Source organism: Roseateles sp. PN1 (assembly GCF_038419725.1).
Taxonomy (GTDB): domain Bacteria; phylum Pseudomonadota; class Gammaproteobacteria; order Burkholderiales; family Burkholderiaceae_C; genus Paucibacter_A.
On the sequence record NZ_JBCARA010000007.1, the window covers coordinates 1 to 19,784 of the forward strand.

The window sequence follows — 19,784 nt, forward strand, 5'->3', positions numbered from 1 at the left end:
CGGAAGGCTTGGCTCGGCTGCCGAAGGACTTGCCGCGATACCAGCGGCAAGGCTGTCACCAACTGATTGAGCGGGTTGTGAGCGACAGACCGCCCGAGTGAGCACAGCGAGCGAATAGCTCTGAGGCTGCACAGCCAAGCCGGAAGACTTGGCTCGGCTGCTGAAGGACTTGCCGCGGTACCAGCGGCAAGGCGGTCACCAACTGATTGAGTGGCTTAAGCGCCCCCCACCACCCGCTGCGCCACCGCCGTGTACAGCGGAATCCCCAGCAAGATATTGAAGGGGAAGGTGATCCCCAGCGACATGCCGAAGTAAAGGCTGGGGTTGGCTTCCGGAATCGCGTGGCGAATCACCGCGGGCACGGCGATGTAAGAAGCACTCGCTACCAGCACCATCAGCAAGGCCGTGTTTCCTGCCGACACGCCGAACAGCAGCGCCAGGCCCAATGCCACGCTGGCATGCACCAGCGGCGCCCCCAGGGCATAGGCGATCAACCAGGGCGACTGCGCCTTGAGCCCGCCCATATTGCGCGCCGCCAGCAAGCCCATGTCCAGCAGGAAGAAGGCCAGCATGCCTTTGAACAGGTCGATGGAGAAGGGCTTCATCGCCGCCTCACCGGCCGAACCGCTGACCAAGCCCACCACCATGGCACCCATCAGCAGCAGCTGCGCACCGTCGGTCAAAGATTCATGCAGGATCTTGCCGAGGCTGGCGTCCTGAGTTTTGGCTGCACCCGCCACTGCGCCCGCGTCCTGGCTGCTGCGCTGCTTTTGCCTGACCCAGTTGGCCAGCAGCACGGCGATGATGATGGCAGGCGACTCCATCAAGGCCATGGCCGCCGCCATATGGCCGCCGTAGTCAATGTCGTGATTGTTCAGGTACTGCGTGGCGGTGATGAAACTCACCGCGCTGACCGAGCCGTAAGTGGCGGCGATGGCCGCGGCGTCGAAGCCCGAGAGAAAGCGCCGCAGGGTCAGATAGCCCATGGCCGGCACCAACACGGCCAGCAGAAGAGCCAGCCCCAGGCTGACGCTGACTTCCATCGTTAGCCCTGATTTGGCCAGCGCAAAGCCGCCCTTCAGGCCCAGGGCCATCAGCAGATACAAAGACAAAAACCTCGAGATCGGGGCGGGGATCTCGAGGTTGGATTTCAATGCTCCGGCGAGGATGCCAAAGATAAAGAAGAGGATGGCGGGGTCGAGGAAATTCTGCATCCTCAGATTATCCAGGCGCCCAAAGTCGTGGCCATGCTGGTCGCGCCAATGCCGGCGAGCAGATGCGCATCGCGGGTGTTTTTGGCGCGGTATTCGCAGACAGCGGCATAAAGAATGGCGACTGCAGTCACGCCAAAGCAAATCATCAAACTAGACATGGCAATCTTTGTATGGGTGTGTGGCGCTGGCCGCTGTGCCATCGCCGTCGTCATCGTCATAGCGGTTCTGGTCCGCTTGCGCCTTGAGTGCGGCGCAATGCGGCGGGTCGATGTGCTTGAGTTCGGACCAGCGCATCAATGCAGCGGCGGCCAGTTCATCGCCACTGCTGTCGAAGCTAAGGAGCTAGGCTTGCTCGCTCTGTCCGGCCAGACCGGTTTCGAATTCGCTGCGCATCTTGCTTGGGCTTGGTGTCAGGCTTGGGTGGTGACCTTGGCGCCGCGCTCAAGCCACAGGCCCGGCAGGGCCTGTGGTTCGCGCAGCTACGGTTTTGCTGGCATCAATCGTTCGAGCTGCCGAAGCCGAACAGGCTCAACAAGCTGGTGAACAAATTGAAGATCGAGACGAACAAGCTCACCGTGGCCAGCACATAGTTGCTCTCGCCACCGTTCACGATGCGGCTGGTCTCGAACATGATCAGGCCGGCCGACAGCAAGGCCACCATGGCGGACACGGCCAAGCTCAGCGCCGGGATTTGCAGGAACACGGCGGCCAGGCCGCACAGCATCGCAATCACCATGCCGGCGAACAGGAAGCCGCCCATGAAGCTGAGGTCGCGCTTGCTCGTCAACACCCAAGCCGACAGGGCCAGGAAGGTGGCGCCGGTGGCCGCCAAGGCCATCATCACCACTTCCGCGCCGTTAGGCAGTGACAAGCTGCGGGTCAGCAGCGGGCCCATGGTGTAACCCATGAAGCCGGTCAAGGCGAACACCACCGGCACTGCCCAGCCGCTGTTTTGCAGCTTGTGCACCGCGAACAGCAGGCCGAAATAGCCCACCAAGGTGATGATGATGCCCGGCGCCGGCAGCTTCATGGCCACGCTGGCGGCGGCGATGGCCGCGCTGAACAGCAGGGTCATGGACAGCAGGGCGTAGGTATTGCGCAGCACGCGGCTGGCGTTGGGCGCCAGGGCGGTCGTGTTGCTGCTGCTTTGGTACTGGCGGTCATCCAGCTCACCAAAGCCCATGTTCTGATTGATGGGGATGGCCCGGGCCGGCTGGCGTGGGTCAGATTGGTTGTTGTAGGAGTTCATGATGTTTGCTATTGCCTTTCGTGATCGGTGTTGGGGCTAAGTGCTTTCAGTCGCTGCTGGGCAGCGGCAGGCGCTTGTTGTTCTTGGGGTGACTGCGGCTTCTTTGCCAGGCCCGGGTCAGGGCGCGGCTGGCGCGGGCCAGGGCGTGCTCAAAAGCCTCGCGCCAGCGGGCGGCGGTGGCGCTGATCACCAGCGTGCCGGCGCCTTCGGTGCGCAGCTCCAGGGTGCAGCGCTTGTCGATGCCGCCGCGCGGGCCGTTGATGTCGGTCAGCTGAACCCGAGCCGTTGGCACATGCAGGGCCACCCGACGCATGGCGAAGCTCAGGCGCTGCAGCACCAAGTCTCGCAACTGAGCGCCGTGGAGATCGTGAGATTCGAAATGAACTTGCATGAACGAATACCTCCTGCTGGTGGGTTGGGCTGCCCCTGCTGGCATCAGCCATTGGGGAGTGCGTACAGCTTAGGGTGGCAAGGCTTTCTAAAAAAGCAGAGAATCGAGTACTAACACTTCCTGAAAACACGGTGAATCACCGGAGGCCCCCATGAGTCTTGAGTTCAGCTATCGCCATCTCTACTACTTCTGGGTGGTGGCCAAGGAGGGCGGCGTGTCCAAGGCCGCCGAGCGTCTGGGCATGGCGGTGCAGACCGTCAGCACCCAGGTGCGCGAGTTGGAAAAGTCGCTAGGCTTTGCCCTGCTCAAGCCTGCGGGGCGCGGTGTGGCGCTGACCGAGGCGGGTGAGGTGGCCTTGCGCCAGGCTGATCTGATTTTTCAGCTGGGTGAGCAATTGCCGGCCAATCTGCGCGAAGCGGTGGGTTCGCGGGTGGTGCGGCTGACGGTGGGGATTTCAGACGGTTTGTCCAAATTGGCGGTGCGCCATTTGCTGCAGCCCATCATCGAGGCCGAACCTGATCTGCGCCTTCTCTGCCACGAGGACCAGTTCGAAGGCCTGCTGGGCGAGTTGGCCCTGCACCGGCTGGACGTGGTGCTGGCCGACCGACCCGCCCCCACCAATCCCAATCTCAAGGTCTACAGCCATTCGCTCGGCTTTTCGGCCATGGCTTGGTATGCGCCCGAGGCGCTGTATGAGGCTGCGGCGGCTGACTTTCCGCGCTCGCTGGGCCAGGTGCCTATTCTGCTGCCCACCACGCAAACTGCGGTGCGCCTGCGCCTGGACCAATGGCTGGAGCGCCAAGGCGTCAAGCCGCGCATCGTCGGTGAGTTTGAGGACAGCGCTTTGCTGGCTACCTTTGGTGCGGGTGGTTTTGGCGTGTTCCCGGCCGCCGAGCTGATGCACGAGAAGCTCACCCATCGCTACGAGCTGCGCCGTGTCGGCCCCTGCGAAGGCGTGGAGGAGCATTTCTACGCCATCGGCACCGCCAAAAAGATCTCCCACCCGCTGGTGCGGCGCCTGCTGCCGGATCGGGTTTGAGGGATGCCAAGCGGCCCCAAGCTCAGCTTAGAATCTGCGCTTGATTGACGTTTACGTAAACGTCACTTGTGCCGCCCGCTGAAATTCCTGAAGCTAGGGGTCGCGAAGCCCTGCGCATGTTTTGTCATGAAGCTTAGGATGAAGCGAGGCGGTGGGCACATAAGAGCACTCGGCCCAAATTAATTGACTCTGACCCCATTATTGGAGACCCGCATCATGACCAACTTGCCCGGCCTGAATTTCCAACTCGGCGAAGACATCGACGCGCTGCGCGATGCGGTGCGCGACTTTGCGCAGGCCGAGATTGCGCCGCGTGCGGCCGAGATTGATCGCAGCGACCAGTTCCCCATGGACCTGTGGCGCAAGATGGGTGATCTGGGCGTGCTGGGCATCACCGTCGGCGAGGAGTACGGCGGCGCGAATATGGGCTATCTGGCCCACATGATCGCGATGGAAGAAATCAGCCGTGCCTCGGCTTCCGTGGGCCTGTCCTACGGCGCGCACAGCAATCTGTGCGTCAACCAGATCAAGCGCAACGGCAATGCCGCGCAAAAAGCCAAGTACCTGCCCAAGCTGATCAGCGGCGAGCATGTCGGCGCGCTGGCCATGAGCGAACCCGGTGCCGGCTCCGATGTGCTGAGCATGAAGTTGAAAGCCGAAGACAAGGGCGGCTACTACCTGCTCAACGGCAACAAGATGTGGATCACCAACGGCCCCGACGCCGACACCCTGGTGGTCTACGCCAAGAGCGAGCCCGAGCTGGGCGCGCGCGGCGTCACCGCTTTCCTGATCGAGAAGGGCATGCCGGGTTTCAGCATCGCGCAAAAGCTCGACAAGCTGGGCATGCGCGGCAGCCACACCGGCGAGCTGGTGTTCCAGAACGTGGAAGTGCCGGCCGAGAACGTGCTGGGTGCCGTCAACGGTGGCGCCAAGGTGTTGATGTCGGGCCTGGACTACGAGCGCGCCGTGCTCACCGGCGGCCCGCTGGGCATCATGCAAAGCGTGATGGACAACGTGATCCCCTACATCCACGACCGCAAGCAGTTCGGCCAAAGCATCGGCGAATTCCAGCTGATCCAGGGCAAGGTCGCGGACATGTACACCGTGCTGCAAGCCGGCCGCTCGTTTGCCTACACCGTGGCCAAGAACCTTGACCTGCTGGGCGCCGAACATGTGCGCCAGGTGCGTAAGGACTGCGCTTCGGTGATCCTTTGGACCGCCGAGAAGGCTACCTGGATGGCCGGCGAAGGCGTGCAGATTTTCGGTGGCAATGGCTATATCAACGAGTACCCGCTGGGCCGCCTCTGGCGCGATGCCAAGCTGTATGAGATCGGCGCCGGCACTTCGGAAATCCGCCGCATGCTGATCGGCCGCGAACTCTTCGCCGAGACCATGTAATGGGCGAGGGTACCGACAACAAGCCGCAGGGCGGCGCCGTTGCGGCGAAGACTCATATCCGCGTTGCGGATGTGAGTCGCAGCCAGACGATGTGATGCGTCTGGACGCGCTGCACCTGAATACCCCGCTGCTGCGCGCGGCGCCGGGTTTGTTTCCTCAGCCCGAGGTCTGGCTGAAGATGGACGCGCTGCAGCCCAGCGGCAGCTTCAAGCTGCGCGGCATCGGCCGGCTGGTGCAGCAAGCCGCCGCCGATGGCGCGCGCGAGATCGTCTGTGCCTCCGGCGGCAACGCTGGTTTTGCGGCTGCCCATGCCGCCGGCGCCCTGGGCCTGGCCTGCACCATCGTGCTGCCTGAGAGCAGCAGCGCGGCCGTGGCCGAGAAGATCGCCGCCCGCGGCGCCAGCGTGCTGCGCCACGGCGCGGTCTTTGATGAGGCGAATGCCTTCGCCCAGGCCCTGGCGGCCGAGCGCGGCGCCACCTACGTCCACCCCTTCGACCACCCGCTGCTCTGGCAGGGGCATTCGACCCTGATCGACGAGGTCCTCGAACAAGGCCTGGCCTTTGACGCCGTCATCACCGCCGTCGGCGGCGGCGGCCTGTTCTGCGGCATCGTTCAAGGCTTGCAGCGCCACGGTCTGCACCATGTGCCCGTGATCGCCGTTGAAACCCTGGGCGCCGACAGCCTCAGCCAGAGCTTGCAATCCGGTCACGCGGTGACCTTGCCCGCCATCACCTCCGTCGCCACCTCGCTGGGCGCACGCCGTGTGGCCGACGAGGCCTTGCGCCTGGCGCAAAGCCATCCGACGCTGAGCCTGACGGTCACAGACGCGCAAGCCACACAGGCCTGCGTGCGCTTCGCCGATGCCATGCGGGTGATGGTGGAGCCCGCCTGCGGCGCGGCCTTGGCCGCGCTCAGCGTGCATGCGCCGGCCTTGGCTGGGTTCAAGCGGCCGCTGGTCGAGGTCTGCGGCGGCATCGGTGTTTCCTTGGCCTTGCTGCAGTCTTGGGCATGAGCCGCAACTTGCCGACCCGCAAGCGGCGTGCCCGAGCAATTTCGGCGGACTAGCTTGAGCCTGCAAGCTCTCAGTCATCCGTTCACCCGACAATGCCGTCATGAGTACAGACCTTCAAGAACTTCTGGATAGCAATAAGCGCTGGGCCGCCGATACCGAAACGCGCCAGCCCGGTTTCTTCACCAGCTTGCTCAAGCAGCAAACGCCGCAGTATTTGTGGATTGGCTGCGCGGACAGCCGGGTGCCGGCTAATGACCTGGTCAACCTGCTGCCGGGCGAGTTGTTCGTGCACCGCAATGTGGCCAATGTGGTGGTGCACTCGGACTTGAATTGCCTGTCGGTGATGCAGTTCGCGGTGGATGCCTTGAAAGTCAAACACATCATCGTGGTGGGCCACAGCAACTGCGGCGGCGTGAAGTCGGCTTTGCTGGATGCGCGGGTTGGTCTGGTCGACAACTGGCTGCGCCATGTGCAAGACGTGCGCAACCATCATCAAGAGTGGCTCGATCAGCTGCAGCCCGATCAGCGCGTCAACGCCCTCTGCGAGCTCAATGTGCTGGAGCAGGCCCGCAACGCCTGCCAAACCACCGTGGTGCAAGACGCCTGGGCGCGTGGCCAAGAGGTGGTGGTGCATGGCTGGGTGTACGGCCTGCACAACGGCTTGCTGGAGGATCTGGCCATCACCGCCGCTGCGGCCGACCAAGTCGGGCCCGCATTTGCCAAGGCCTTGTCCGCCGTCAAGCAGCGCTATGAGCAGGCGCGCTTTACTCAGCTCAGCGCGCAGACCTGAGCCCCGGTTTTGTGAAGTCGATCCGCGCCGTCTAGCCTGGAGAGCCGATGTTCCCGCAAAAGCTGAACGACCCCCGCGCTTTCGAGATTGCCCAAGCCATGCTGGGCGGCTTCAACCGCCATTACCGGCTGTTTCGCGGTACCAGCGCCGGGGCCAAAAAGCGCTTCGAGCAAGCCGACTGGCATGGCCAGCAATTGGCCCAGCGCGAGCGCATCGAGTTCTATGACAAGCGGGTGGACGAGACGGTCGCCAGCCTGGAAGAACGCTTCCAGACCAGCCAGCTGGCGATGGAAGTTTGGCAGCAGGTCAAGCTGCACTACATCGGCTTGCTGGTCGATCACCACCAGCCCGAGCTGGCCGAGACCTTCTTCAACTCGGTCTGCACCCGCATCCTGCACCACAGCTACTTCAATAACGCTTTCATCTTTGTGCGCCCGGCGGTGTCCACCGAGTACATCGAAAACGACGAGCCCGCCGCCAAGCCCACCTTCCGCGCTTACTACCCCACGCGGCAGAACCTGCGCGAGACCCTGCGCCGCATCGTCACCAACTTCCAGCTCGACCTTGAGTTCGAAGACCTGGGCCGCGACATCGACCATGTGATGAACGCCATGCAGGGCCAGATCAGCGAAGGGCGCTGGCGCACCAATTTCCAGATTCAGGTGCTGTCCTCGCTGTTCTTCCGCAACAAGGGCGCCTACATCGTCGGCAAGATCATCAACGGCTTTCAGGAAACGGCTTTTGCTCTGCCCATCTTGCACGGCGAAACCGGCATGCTCTACATCGACGCGGTGCTGTTCGGCGAAGACGATTTGCTGATGCTGTTCAGCTTCGCCCGCGCCTACTTCATGGTCGACATGGAAGTGCCCAGCGCCTATGTGCAGTTCCTGCGCTCGATGATGCCGCGCAAGCCGCGCTCGGAAATCTATTCCGCCATCGGGCTGCAAAAACAGGGCAAGAACCTGTTCTACCGCGACTTCCTCTACCACCTGCGCCACTCCAGCGACAAGTTCCGCATCGCGCCCGGCATCAAGGGCATGGTGATGCTGGTGTTTGACCTGCCGTCCTTCCCCTTTGTGTTCAAGGTCATCAAAGACTTCTACCCGGCGCAAAAAGACACCTCGCGCGAGCTGATCAAAAGCAAGTATTTGCTGGTGAAGCAGCATGACCGCGTCGGCCGCATGGCCGACACGCTGGAATACAGCAACGTTGCCTTCCCGCGCTACCGCTTCGGGGAAGAGCTGCTGGCCGAGCTGCGCCACTTCTGCCCCAGCTTGCTGGACGAAAGCGGCACTGAGGACCTGGTGCTGCGCCATGTCTACATCGAGCGCCGCATGATCCCGCTGAACATCTACCTGCAAGAGGCCAGCCCCGAGCAGATGGAGCATGCCGTTATCGAGTACGGCAACGCCATCAAGGATCTGGTGGCCGCCAACATCTTCCCCGGCGACATGCTGTGGAAGAACTTTGGCATCACCCGCCACGGCAAGGTGGTGTTCTACGACTACGACGAAATCGAATACCTCACCGACTGCAACTTCCGCTACGTGCCCCAGCCGCGCAATGAAGAGGAAGAAATGTCCGCCGAGATTTGGTACAAGGTCGGCCCGCGCGATGTCTTCCCCGAGACTTTCGGCCCCTTCCTGCTGGGCCACCCCGGCGTGCGCGAGCTGTTCATGCGCCACCACGCCGATCTGCTGGACGCCGCCTTCTGGCAGCAGCACAAGGCGCGCATCCAAGCCGGCTATGTGCACGATGTTTTCCCCTACGAGCCGCACAAACGCTTCTATGCCCAGGCGGCGCCGCAGCCGCAGCAACCCATTCCCGCCGTGGATGGCGCGGCGCTGATCGCCGCCAGCCACCACGATCTTTCTGTTCAGTAGTCCTTCAACAAACCCCAAGGAGAGTTTCCATGTCGACCGATTCCATCGTCATCGTTTCCGCCGCCCGCACGCCCATCGGCGGCTTGCTGGGTGACTTCGCCGGCCTGCAAGCCTGGGAGCTGGCAGCCGTGGCCATCAAAGCTGCGGTTGAGCGCTCGGGCATCCCCGGCGACGCCATCAACGAAGCCTTCATCGGCAACTGCCTGATGGCCGGCCAAGGCCAGGCCCCCGCCCGCCAAGCCGTGCTGAAGGCTGGCCTGCCCCAGTCCGTGGGTGCCGTCACGCTGAGCAAGATGTGCGGCGCCGGCATGCGCGCCACCATGTTTGCCCACGACACGCTCAAGGCCGAAAGCGCCGACGTGCTGATCGCCGGTGGCATGGAGAGCATGACCAACGCGCCCCACCTGATGTTCGCCCGCAAAGGCGTGAAGTACGGCGCCACGCAAATGTTCGACCACATGGCCCTGGACGGCCTGGAAGACGCGTACCAGCGCGGCAAGGCCATGGGCGTGTTCGCTGAGCAATGCGTGGCCAAGTACGCCTTCAGCCGCGAAGCGCAAGACGCCTTCGCCGTGGCCTCCACCGAGCGCGCCAAGCGCGCCAATGAAGACGGCAGCTTCGCCTGGGAAATGGCCCCCGTCACCGTCACGAACCGCGGCGTGGACACCATCTTCAGCAAGGACGAACAGCCCTTCAAGGCCAAGCTGGACAAGATCGCCGGCCTCAAGCCCGCGTTCGTGAAGGACGGCACCATCACCGCCGCCACCTCCAGCTCCATCTCCGACGGCGCCGCCGCCCTGGTGCTGATGCGTGAAAGCACCGCCGCCAAGCTGGGCGTCAAGCCCGTGGCCCGCATCGTCGGCCACGCCGTGCATGCCAACGCGCCTGAATGGTTCACCACCGCCCCGGTCGGCGCCATCGAAAAGCTGCTGAAGAAAAACGGCTGGGACGCCAAGAGCGTGGACCTGTGGGAAGTCAACGAAGCCTTCGCTGCCGTCACCATGGCCGCCATGGCCGAGTTCAAGCTCCCGCATGAAATCGTCAACGTCAACGGCGGCGCTGTCGCCCTGGGCCACCCCATCGGCGCCTCCGGCGCCCGCATCTTGGTCACCCTGATCGGCGCCCTGAAGCACCGCGGCCTGAAGCGCGGCGTGGCAGCGCTGTGCATCGGTGGCGGCGAAGCGACGGCCATGGGCGTTGAGCTGATCTGAGCTGCTTGAGCTGCACCTACTCACGCGGCGGGCCGCGCGGGTAGGGCGATGAAGCAAGACGAAAGAGAAAACGGGGACTTGGCGCACGCAGCCAAGCCCCCGTTTTTGTTTGTGACTCGGGCACATCAAGCCGTTCAAGCTGCTTATCATCGGCCGGCCTGCCAAGACGGTCTTGGCATCAGAGCAAGAAGGCGCGCGGGTCCGATGAAGCAAACGATGGTGGGCATTTCCCGCAGGCTGATGATCTGGCTAACGCTCGGCTTGAGCGTCTTCGCTCCGTCCGCACGCAGCGAGCCTTTTCAATGGCCGGGCGGCGCCCGCGCCGCGGTCAGCTTGTCCTACGACGATGCGCTGCCGTCTCAGCTGGACAGCGCTCTTCCTGCACTGAATGCGCTGGGCTTGAAGGCCACGTTCTATCTGACCCTCTCCAGCCCCATCGTCAGCCAGCGCCTGCCCGAATGGCGCCGTGCCGCGGCTGCTGGCCATGAGCTGGGCAATCACACGCTATTCCACCCCTGTTCGCGCTCAGCGCCGGGGCGCGACTGGGTGGCCGCACACCGCGACCTGGATCGCATCAGCGTCACCCAGTTGCGTGAAGAGATCCTGCTCGCCAACGCCTATCTGCACGCCATCGACGGCCAGACCGAACGCACCTACACGGCGCCCTGCACCGACCCACAGGCCGCCGGCCAGCCCTATCTGCCGGCGATCAAGTCAGACTTCGTCGGCATCAAGTCCCGCATCGGCGGCGTGGCACCCGCGATGGCAACACTTGACCCCTTGGACGTTTCCACCGCCGGTCCGGTCGACGCCAGCGGCGCTGCGCTGATCGCCATCGTGCAAGACGCCGCCGCCAAAGGCACGCTGGCCAGCCTCACCTTCCACGGCATCGGCGGCGACTACTTGAGCGTTTCCAAAGAGGCCCACCAAGTGCTGCTGCAGCATCTGGCCGACAACCCCAAGCTGTATTGGGTGGACAGCTTTGTGAAGATTGCGGCGCATGTGCGCCAGCAGCGCGGGCGCGCTGAGGCAAGCGCTGCAGCAAGCGATGTTGAGGCCGCCACTCAGCCCCAGGCACAAGCCGGCGCGGGCCGCCTTGTGTCTTCGGGGCACTGAGACCCTGCCGCGCTGAGGCGCTGAGGCCCCGCGCAGGCCGTAACTTAGGCCTTGGCGCGACGCCGGCGCCCAGCCAGGCATGCCGTGCTCGCAGCCAGGCCAAAGAGGGCCAGTGACGCCGGCTCAGGCACCTTGTTGTTGTCATAGGTATAGGTCACGCGGGCACCGCATGAGCCTTGGTTCGCCTGCTTGGCGGCAATCTGTCCGCCACCGCCGATAACGGTCAGGCCGCTCTCTGATGTGCAGCTCAGCTTGAACTTCTGACCCTCATAGCCTTGGAAGCTGGCCAGCAGCGCGTCCATGCCGTTGGGCGACCAAGGGTCCGATTGGCCCTCCGCCGACTTGCTATCCACAAAGGTCGCTTTGGCGGCAATGCTGCCGTCCACGGGGCGGCTGTCCGTGCTCAAGGAGAGCACTGGATTGCGCGTGTCCAACAAAGCATCCAGCCCTGCGAGATCACTGTGGTAGAACAAATCCATCGTCGACTTGGCCGAGGCCCGTTGATTGGTGTTCGACAAGTTGGTCAGGCTGATCGTGGTCGTCATGGCGCCGTTGAAGATAAAGCTCACGCCCGTCAGGCGGCCCAGGGTCGTGTCGAACAGGTTCAAGCTGCCTGTTTGGGTGAACTCGGTGTCGGCCAAGGGGTTGTTGAAGTAATAGCTGATGGTCCCTGCTTGCGCAGCGGATGCCAGCGTCAGTGCCCCGATCAGGGTGGAAAAGGCGGAGAGTCGTTTCATGGTGGTCTCTTTTCAGATGGCTAGGGTTGATTGAATCGCTAACGCTTACGACCCTGGGGAGGGCAGGCCCGTACGCCCCTGAGATCCGAACAGTCCGCCAATCAATCAGTCAAGTGACCGCCCGTCCTCTTGCGCGCACCATTGCATGCTTGGTGAAGGCCGTTGATTTACCGTTGAATCGCCGGGTTATGTGAATATTCAATGACCCCGATATGAGGGGGGGCTCGGGCGAGCTGCGCAACGCTAGCCTGGTCCTTGGCGATCAGCACCATCACGCGAGCAGGCGAACCCCTTAGGATCAGCTGCCTTTTCAGGAGCTTCTCGCCATGACGACAGACAACCCGCTGCGCCAGCACCTGCTGCGCATGGCCTACAACAATGCTTGGGCTAACTACCGGCTCTTGGGCGCTTGCCTGCAGCTCAGCCCGGCTGATTTCGAGGCTCAGCGTTGCAGCTTCTTTCCCTCGATCAAGGCCACGCTGAATCACAGCCTGTGCGTGGACTGGTTCTATCTGGACGCGATGGAGCGCGAGTTGCAAGGCCTCGCGCCCCATCCCGATTGCTATGTGTTTTTCGAGCGGGAGCAGCCCTATGCGCAGTGCGCCGAACTGCGCGCTGAGCAAATGCGCGTCGATGAACGCCTGATCCGCTACTGCGAAGCGCAAACCGATGCGGACTTGCAGCGCACCGTCACCATTGCGCGGCCGGGTGGGCCACAGGTCGACACGCGCAGCCGGCTGCTGGCGCATCTGTTTCAGCATCAGATCCACCACCGTGGTCAGGTGCACGCCATGCTGGCGGGCACAACAGTCGCGCCGCCACAGCTCGATGAGTTCTTTTGCGCCGGTGAGGCCGAAGAGCGAGCCGCCGACTTTGCGGCGCTGGGCTGGACCGAAGCGCAGGTGTTTGCCTAGTCCGCAAGCGGGGCATAAAGAAAAACCGGCCCAGGGCCGGTTCTCTTGAACTGGACTCAGCAGCAAGTCGCCGCTGAGCGTCAGTGCGATTTGTGCGATCAGGCGCTCTTGCGGCGGCGCACCAAGGCCAAGGCGCCCAGGCCAGCCAGCAGCATGGCGTAGTTCGATGGCTCTGGCACGGCGGAGGTGGCTACGGCATGCAGCGCGGCCACACCGGTGTCGGTGAAGTCGGTGAAGATGCCGTCCACGCCCAGCTTCAAATAGGCTTCCATTTCCTTTTGCGGGTCGGCAAAGCCCAGCATCGAGGCGTCGTTGCGGAAGGTCCACGTGTGCACGAAGAGGCCATTGGCGTGGGCGTTCTCGATCACGCCGGTGGAACCGTCAACGCGGCGGTCTTTGCCGGTCAGTGCGCCGTCACCGTCACGGTCCACGCCGTCGGCCACGGTCTTCATGAGGTAGGGCTTCCAGGGGCCAATGCCGTCGGCATAGGTGGCCACGAAGGACAGGCCCACTTCGCTCACCAAGTCCGCGAAGCTCAGCTTGCCGCCACGGTTGGCCACGTCGAAAGGCTTGTCATACGGCGCCACCAGCGACATGGAGCCGTCGGCATTGACGTCATCGGCGTCCACCAGTTGCACCAGCTTGATGTCGGTCTTGGTGTTCAGGTATTGCAGGTTCGAGACTTCGAAGCTCTGAATGAACACCGGCGCATTGGCCACATTGCCGTAAGCCGCGTGCAGCGTGTCCACCAGCTTGTCTTCGAAGTAGGTCTTGCTGCGACCCTGCGCCAGCGACACGCCTTGCATATAGGTCGAGTGCTTCAGCTCGGGATAGATGCCGATGCTGCGGCCGGTCTCGATGCTCTTGGCCTTGGCCAGGTTGATCACCTCGTCCAGGGTCGGCACCTGGAACTTGCCGTCATAGGTGGTCGGGCGGCCGGCGCGGGTCTGCATCGCGCCCAGGGTCTTCAGCTCGGCCAAAGTGAAGTCTTCAACGAAGTACTGGTTCTTGTACGTGACGCCGTCGATGGTCTTGGTCGTCATGCGGTTGGCGAACTGGGCCAGCTGACGCACATTGGTGGAGTCGCCAATGATGGGCTCATGGCGAGCCACCAGAACGCCGTCCTTGGTCATGACCAGATCGGGCTCGATGTAGTTGGCGCCCATTTCGATGGCCTTGGCATAGCCTTCCAGGGTGTGTTCGGGCAGATAGCCGGAGGCACCGCGGTGCGCGATCACCAGCGGCGCATTGCCGTCCAGCGTATTCCAGGCCATGGCAGGGGCGGCGGCCAGCACCAAGGCGGCAGCAAGGGAAGAAAGAATGAACTTGGTTTGCATCAGGGCTCCTTGAGGATGCAAACATGCTGACAGCGCCTCATGACATTCTTGAGGCGTGGGTGAGCCGAATGGACTAGTGTGGGCGGGAAGGGTCAGGTCTTGCCCGCCTAAGACGGCGCGGGCGTGTGGGGTGAACGGCAAGATGGGCGACTGAGCTGTGACCCATTCACGGGAGGCACGTGGCCAGGGACCGACCCTCAGCCGCCCAGCCAAATACCTCCCCTGTCTCGCCCGATCAATCCTCCTGAAACGCCTCCTCGCGCTTCCTTGCCAGCGCCGGAGTCAGCACCACCAAGAGCGCGATCACGGCCATCGCCAGCATGACGGCGCTGATGGGCCGCTGCACAAACACCATCGGGTCGCTCTTGGAGAGGATCAAGGCGCGGCGCAGATACTCTTCCATCATCGGGCCGATGATGAAGCCCAAGAGCATCGGTGCGGGCTCGCAGTTCAGCTTGGCGCACACATAGCCAAAGAGGCCAAACAGCGCCATCAGATAGATATCGAACTGGCTGCTATTGAGGCTGAAAACGCCAATCGCGCAGAACATCAAGATCGCCGGATAGAGCCGGTGGTAGGGCACCATGATCATCTTGACCCACAAGCCGATCAAGGGCAGGTTGAGCACGACGAGAAAGAAGTTGCCAATCCACATCGAGGCAATCAGCCCCCAGAACAGCGCGGGCTGCTCGGTCATCACTGCCGGGCCGGGCTGAATGCCCTGAATGATCATGGCGCCAATCATCAAGGCCATTACCGGATTGGACGGTATGCCCAGGGTCAGCATCGGGATGAAGGAGGTCTGCGCGCCGGCGTTGTTGGCGGACTCCGGAGCGGCAACGCCCTCGATCGCACCTTTGCCGAACTGCTTTGAATTCTTGGAGACCTTTTTCTCGATCGAGTAGGCCGCAAACGAGGCCAGCATGGCGCCGCCGCCGGGCAGTATCCCGAGCGCCGAGCCCAAGAAGGTGCCGCGCAACACGGGGGCCACGATGCGCTTGAGATCGTCCTTGCTGAGCATCAGCCCGGAGACCTTCTTCATCAACAGATTGCGGCTTTGGTCATGCTCAAGATTGCGCACGATCTCGCCGATGCCGAACATGCCCATGGCGACGATCACGAAGTTGATGCCATCGGCCAACTCAGGCATGTCGAAGGTGTAGCGGGCCACGCCCGAGTTCACATCCGTGCCGGCGATGCCCAGCAAGAGGCCCAGCAAAACCATGCCAATCGCATGCAAGAGCGAGCCACTGGCCAAAACCACCGAAGCCACCAAACCCAGCACCATCAGAGAAAAGTACTCGGCCGGGCCGAACTTCAGTGCCAAGTCAGCCAGGGGCGGCGCAAACAAGGCCAGCAAGACGGTGGCCACCGTGCCCGCAAAAAATGAACCCAAGGCCGCCGTGGCCAAGGCCTTGCCCGCGTGGCCATTGCGGGCCATTTGGTAGCCGTCAATCGCTGTGACCACCGAGGACGCTTCCCCGGGCAGATTGACCAAAATCGCGGTGGTTGAGCCGCCGTACTGCGCACCGTAGTAGATGCCTGACAACATGATCAAAGACGACACCGGCGGCAAGCCGAAGGTGATGGGCAGCAGCATCGCGATCGTGGCCACTGGGCCAAGGCCCGGCAGCACGCCCACCGCCGTACCGACAAAAACCCCAATCAGGCAATACAGCAGATTGGTCAGCGTAAAAGCAGTTTCAAGGCCGAGGCCGAGGTTGCTAAGAATTTCCATGGTGCTTGCCTTGTTCAGAACTGGAGCCAAGGCCCAAAGACCTGCAGGGGTAAGCCCAGCAGCTTGACGAACACCAGCACCGCAAAGCCCGCCATGCCAATGGCCAAGAGCAGCGCTTCATGCCATTTGAATTGCGGGCTGGCATAGGCGCTGATCATGATCAACACCACGGCCGCCGGGCCCAGGCCCGCGCCCCGCATCAGCACGCCAAACAGCACCACCGCGGACAGCACGATGAACAATTCCTTCAGATGGAATTTCTCAATCGCCTCGCCCCGCCGTTTGAAGGAGCGGTAGACCGCGATGCTGCCTATCAAGGTCAAGAGCCCACCCAAGACGGTCGGAAAGTAGGCCGGCCCCATCTTGCCGGCCGTGCCCATCGGGTAGTCACGCCCGATGAACATGGCAGAAAGGCCAAAGGCTAGAAAAATGATGCCGGTCCAAAAATCCTTGGGATGTTTGATTGCGAGAGGCATGGGTGGGCTCCGGGTGATGCTGAAAAGTGCGCTTGGTGAGGTCAATCAGTCAGCGTACACACCGGCCTTCTTGATGATGGGCGACCACTTGTCAATTTCAGCCTTCAAATGGGCTTGCAGCGCCTCGGGCGTGGCGCGGCTCTCTGCCACAGGCTCGGTGCCCAGGTCCGCAAAGCGCTGCTTGACGGTGGCATCTTTCAAGGCAATCTTCAGTGCCTTGTTCAGCGACTCAATCACCGGCTTGGGCGTGCCCTTGGGCGCATACAGGCCATGCCACACCGCCACTTCAAAGCCCGGCAAACCTGCTTCATTCATCGTCGGAATGGCGGGCAGCGAGCCCAGGCGGGTCTTGGTGGTGACGGCGTAGGCCTTGACCTTGCCGCTCTTGATCTGGCTGGTGGTGTTGGTGCTTTGGTCGCACATCAAATCCACCTGCTTGCCCAACAAGTCGTTCATGGCGGGGCCGGTGCCCTTGTAGGGCACGGTGGTCAGGTCGGTTTCAATCGCCGACATGAAGAGCATGCCGCAGAGGTGCGAAGCGGAACCCAGGCCCGCATTGGCGTAGGTGATCTTGTCCTTATTGGCCTTCACATAGGCCAGCAGTTCTTTCAGGTCTTTGGCGGGGAAGTCATCCCGGGCGATCAAGGTCATTGGCACGTCGGTGATCAAGCCGACGGGCTCAAAGCTGTTGATCGCGTCATAGCTGAGCTTGCGGTACAGGGCCGGCGCGGTGGACTGGCCGATGTGATGCAAAAACAAGGTGTAGCCATCAGGGGCAGCCTTGGCCGCGCGCGCCGCGCCAATCGTGCCGCCGGCGCCGCCAACGTTCTCGATGATCAGCTGCTGCTTCAAGGTTGCGCCCATGGACTGAGCCACCAAGCGAGCCACGGTATCGGTGGGGCCGCCGGCCGCAAACGGCACGATGATGGTGACGGTCTTGTCCGGGTAAGCGTGGGCTGCGACTGAGGCGGACAGTGCGGCGGCGCTCAGCAGGGTTTTGAGGAAGCGAGTGTTCATGTTTGTCTCCGTTTTATGGATGGGGCTTTGACGCAGTCGAGCGCTGCTGAGTGCATCTTTTGCCAGACCGCGCACTTTGACAATTGTGGTTTCCCGATGGGTAGCGCGATCGGCGTGCACTACGGCCGCATCGCGCACACCCTGTCGCTATTGCCACACAGAACCCAGCTCACAAGGGCGTCCAGTTCGGGGCGCCATAACGGCGCCAGGCCCCGTAACTCAAGCCACAGCCCAGCGGTACCCGGCGTGCTTGTGCCCCGGGGCTTGCTGTGCCTCAGGGCTTTCAGCTGAAAAGCTTCAGTCGAAGCAATTGAACTGATCAGGCCGGTAGTGGCGCTGCAGCGTCGGACGGCTTAGTCAGGTAAGCCGTATCTCAGCTTTGTGCCATCCCGTTCGTAGATACCGTTAGCCTCGAGAATCTTCAGCAAGCGCTCCACCTCAAGCTCTCCCAGCTTGGGCTGAAAGATCGCTGACTTCCTGATCAGCCGGCTGACGCTTGTGACAGATAGGCCGAGTTCAGTCGCCGGCGCCGTCTTCTTGATGCCTGACCGGGGGGGCATCCACAGCGCCTTTCTCCGCCCTCATAAAATCCGCCCCTTCCCCTCCTTCCTCCGCCTGCCAATTCGCAGGCCCCGTCCCCTCTCGCCGCAGCAGTACCCCCTCATGCCCAAAACTACTCAAAAACCTTTCGTCATCGGTGTCGCAGGCGGCAGCGGCAGCGGCAAATCGACGGTGACGCGCCAGGTGGTGGCTGCCATTGGCTCGGAGAACGTGGCGGTGGTGATGCAAGACGACTACTACCGCGACCAATCCCATATGCAGCCGGAAGACCGGCGCAAACAGAACTATGACCACCCGGATGCCTTCGACTGGCCGCTGATGACCCAGCACCTGGCGGCGCTGCGCAAGGGCGAGGCCATCGCCATGCCGGTGTACGACTTCGCGGCCGACAACCGCTCCAGCGACACCATCACCGTGATGCCCGCACCGATCATCGTGGTGGAGGGACTGTTCGCCCTGTACGACAGCAAGCTGCGCAACATGATGTCGCTGAAGATTTATGTGGACACCGCCTCCGACGTGCGCTTCATCCGCCGCCTGCAGCGCGACATTTCGGAGCGGGGCCGCAGCACCGAGTCGGTGGTGACCCAGTACATGGACACCGTGCGCCCCATGCACAAGCAGTTCATCGAGCCCACCAAGCGCAACGCCGACGTGATCCTGCCCCACGGCGCCAACGGCCCGGCGGTGGACATCATCACCACCAAGGTGAGGAGCTTGTTGCAGGAGATGGGGCGGGGTTGAGTGGATGTGCCCAAGCGCGGGCTTCAAGCATCAATGCCCTTAGCTTTGGGCAGCTTCTGATGATCAAGTTGAACGCAGCGTTTCTCTCGACGGGCTTAGGCTCAATCAGGGCAAATTGAAGGCCTGACCCGCAGCTACTCGCCCTCGGCGCTTCGCCGACAATGGGCGGTTTTGGCGCTCAGCGTCCCGTCTGTGCTGAGTTGCGCTCTTTTCTGTTCTTGTTCCATGGTGTCCCCGAATTTTCTGATCCGCCCCATGCAGGCGGCTGACTTGCCTGAGGTGCTGCACATCCAGGCCGCTTGTTTCACCGAATTGCAGCCCGAGTCTCGGGCTTCCTTGGCCGCCAAATTGCAGGCTGCGCCAGCGCACTGCTGGGTCGGCGCGCATCAGGGCTCCGGCGGACTGGCCGCCTACCTATTTGCCCTGCCTTGGCAGGCCGAGGCGCCCCCCTTGCTGGACGCCGCTGATTGCGTGCTGCCCGCGCGGGCCGATTGCTTGTATCTGCACGACTTGTCGGTGCACCCCGTGGCCCGTGGCAGCGGCCTGGCCCAGGCGCTGGTGCAGCGTTTTCTGCATAGCCTAGAGGCCAGCGGCTTGGATCGCGCCTGCCTGATCGCGGTGCAAAACTCGGCCAGTTTCTGGGGCCGCTGGGGCTTTGCGCCCCGGCCGGTATCGCCCCAACTGCGCCATAAGCTGGCCAGCTACGGGCCGGACGCGCATTACCTGGAGCGGCGCGGCTGAGTGCCGGCAGGGGCTTTAGCTTTCAGCAAGACACGCAAGACACGGGGTCAGGCCTTAAATTCATAGGTGAGGTTCCTGGGGACTTCAAAATTTGGGCCTGACCCTCATGCCTGCTATCTCAGCATCGCCGTAGATAACGCATGAGTTAAGCGGGGTCTGGTTGTTGCAAATGTATAGTGATTTGGATGTTGGTCGGGCACTTTAAAGATACGAGGA

At 62.6% G+C, this 19,784-nt stretch carries 20 protein-coding genes; 10 read left to right on the forward strand and 10 right to left on the reverse strand.

Annotated features, from left to right (window positions below):
- Positions 1-215: 215 nt before the first annotated feature.
- The 5 genes from AABB87_RS12210 to AABB87_RS12230 all read right to left on the reverse strand — a co-directional run bounded on the left by AABB87_RS12210 (position 216) and on the right by AABB87_RS12230 (position 2,854).
- Complete coding sequence (locus AABB87_RS12210; protein WP_341971507.1) at positions 216-1,214, reverse strand: sodium-dependent bicarbonate transport family permease; 999 nt, start codon at positions 1,212-1,214, stop codon at positions 216-218.
- 2 nt (positions 1,215-1,216) lie between these two features.
- A complete protein-coding gene (locus AABB87_RS12215; RefSeq protein WP_341971508.1) occupies positions 1,217-1,372 on the reverse strand; it encodes a hypothetical protein in 156 nt (51 codons plus the stop codon).
- Positions 1,365-1,508 (reverse strand): hypothetical protein, encoded by a 144-nt coding sequence (locus AABB87_RS12220; protein WP_341971509.1) that lies wholly within the window; start codon positions 1,506-1,508, stop codon positions 1,365-1,367. The genes AABB87_RS12215 and AABB87_RS12220 overlap by 8 nt, the downstream gene beginning before the upstream one ends.
- A gap of 202 nt (positions 1,509-1,710) precedes the next feature.
- Positions 1,711-2,463, reverse strand: a complete 753-nt coding sequence (locus AABB87_RS12225; protein ID WP_341971510.1) for a Bax inhibitor-1/YccA family protein — start codon at positions 2,461-2,463, stop codon at positions 1,711-1,713.
- A 46-nt stretch (positions 2,464-2,509) separates the two neighbouring features.
- Entirely contained in the window at positions 2,510-2,854 is a 345-nt protein-coding gene (locus tag AABB87_RS12230) for an HPF/RaiA family ribosome-associated protein (RefSeq protein ID WP_341971511.1), read from the reverse strand.
- Between the two features lie 151 nt (positions 2,855-3,005).
- On the opposite strand from AABB87_RS12230, the gene AABB87_RS12235 reads away from it, so the two are divergent.
- The 7 genes from AABB87_RS12235 to AABB87_RS12265 all read left to right on the forward strand — a co-directional run bounded on the left by AABB87_RS12235 (position 3,006) and on the right by AABB87_RS12265 (position 11,303).
- A complete protein-coding gene (locus tag AABB87_RS12235) occupies positions 3,006-3,893 on the forward strand; it encodes a LysR family transcriptional regulator (protein WP_295083574.1) in 888 nt (295 codons plus the stop codon).
- Between the two features lie 216 nt (positions 3,894-4,109).
- Positions 4,110-5,291 (forward strand): isovaleryl-CoA dehydrogenase, encoded by a 1,182-nt coding sequence (locus AABB87_RS12240; protein WP_341971512.1) that lies wholly within the window; start codon positions 4,110-4,112, stop codon positions 5,289-5,291.
- Positions 5,292-5,385: 94 nt separating this feature from the next.
- Entirely contained in the window at positions 5,386-6,303 is a 918-nt protein-coding gene (locus AABB87_RS12245; RefSeq protein WP_341971513.1) for a pyridoxal-phosphate dependent enzyme, read from the forward strand.
- 100 nt (positions 6,304-6,403) lie between these two features.
- On the forward strand, positions 6,404-7,093 hold the full coding sequence (can, locus tag AABB87_RS12250) for a carbonate dehydratase (protein ID WP_341971514.1): 690 nt from the start codon (positions 6,404-6,406) through the stop codon (positions 7,091-7,093).
- A 47-nt stretch (positions 7,094-7,140) separates the two neighbouring features.
- Positions 7,141-8,976: a bifunctional isocitrate dehydrogenase kinase/phosphatase gene (aceK, locus tag AABB87_RS12255; protein WP_341971515.1), complete on the forward strand. Its 1,836-nt coding sequence runs from the start codon at positions 7,141-7,143 to the stop codon at positions 8,974-8,976.
- A gap of 29 nt (positions 8,977-9,005) precedes the next feature.
- A complete protein-coding gene (locus AABB87_RS12260; RefSeq protein ID WP_058718517.1) occupies positions 9,006-10,187 on the forward strand; it encodes an acetyl-CoA C-acyltransferase in 1,182 nt (393 codons plus the stop codon).
- Positions 10,188-10,391: 204 nt separating this feature from the next.
- Complete coding sequence (locus tag AABB87_RS12265) at positions 10,392-11,303, forward strand: polysaccharide deacetylase family protein (RefSeq protein ID WP_341971516.1); 912 nt, start codon at positions 10,392-10,394, stop codon at positions 11,301-11,303.
- Between the two features lie 44 nt (positions 11,304-11,347).
- On the opposite strand, the gene AABB87_RS12270 is transcribed toward AABB87_RS12265, so the two are convergent.
- Positions 11,348-12,040, reverse strand: coding sequence for a PEP-CTERM sorting domain-containing protein (locus AABB87_RS12270; protein WP_341971517.1), 693 nt, complete (start codon positions 12,038-12,040; stop codon positions 11,348-11,350).
- A 326-nt stretch (positions 12,041-12,366) separates the two neighbouring features.
- On the opposite strand from AABB87_RS12270, the gene AABB87_RS12275 reads away from it, so the two are divergent.
- Entirely contained in the window at positions 12,367-12,954 is a 588-nt protein-coding gene (locus tag AABB87_RS12275; RefSeq protein WP_341971518.1) for a DinB family protein, read from the forward strand.
- 98 nt (positions 12,955-13,052) lie between these two features.
- On the opposite strand, the gene AABB87_RS12280 is transcribed toward AABB87_RS12275, so the two are convergent.
- The 4 genes from AABB87_RS12280 to AABB87_RS12295 form a co-directional block, all read right to left on the reverse strand.
- Positions 13,053-14,291 (reverse strand): glycerophosphodiester phosphodiesterase, encoded by a 1,239-nt coding sequence (locus AABB87_RS12280; RefSeq protein WP_341971519.1) that lies wholly within the window; start codon positions 14,289-14,291, stop codon positions 13,053-13,055.
- A 235-nt stretch (positions 14,292-14,526) separates the two neighbouring features.
- Positions 14,527-16,029 (reverse strand): tripartite tricarboxylate transporter permease, encoded by a 1,503-nt coding sequence (locus tag AABB87_RS12285; protein ID WP_341971520.1) that lies wholly within the window; start codon positions 16,027-16,029, stop codon positions 14,527-14,529.
- Positions 16,030-16,043: 14 nt separating this feature from the next.
- Complete coding sequence (locus AABB87_RS12290; protein ID WP_341971521.1) at positions 16,044-16,505, reverse strand: tripartite tricarboxylate transporter TctB family protein; 462 nt, start codon at positions 16,503-16,505, stop codon at positions 16,044-16,046.
- Positions 16,506-16,550: 45 nt separating this feature from the next.
- Positions 16,551-17,522 carry a tripartite tricarboxylate transporter substrate binding protein BugD gene (locus AABB87_RS12295; RefSeq protein ID WP_341971522.1) on the reverse strand — a complete coding sequence of 324 codons (972 nt, stop codon included), beginning with the start codon at positions 17,520-17,522 and terminating at the stop codon, positions 16,551-16,553.
- A 663-nt stretch (positions 17,523-18,185) separates the two neighbouring features.
- On the opposite strand from AABB87_RS12295, the gene udk reads away from it, so the two are divergent.
- Both udk and AABB87_RS12305 read left to right on the forward strand, forming a co-directional pair.
- Entirely contained in the window at positions 18,186-18,827 is a 642-nt protein-coding gene (gene udk, locus AABB87_RS12300; protein WP_341971523.1) for a uridine kinase, read from the forward strand.
- Positions 18,828-19,052: 225 nt separating this feature from the next.
- On the forward strand, positions 19,053-19,568 hold the full coding sequence (locus AABB87_RS12305; protein ID WP_341971524.1) for a GNAT family N-acetyltransferase: 516 nt from the start codon (positions 19,053-19,055) through the stop codon (positions 19,566-19,568).
- Positions 19,569-19,784: the final 216 nt, after the last annotated feature.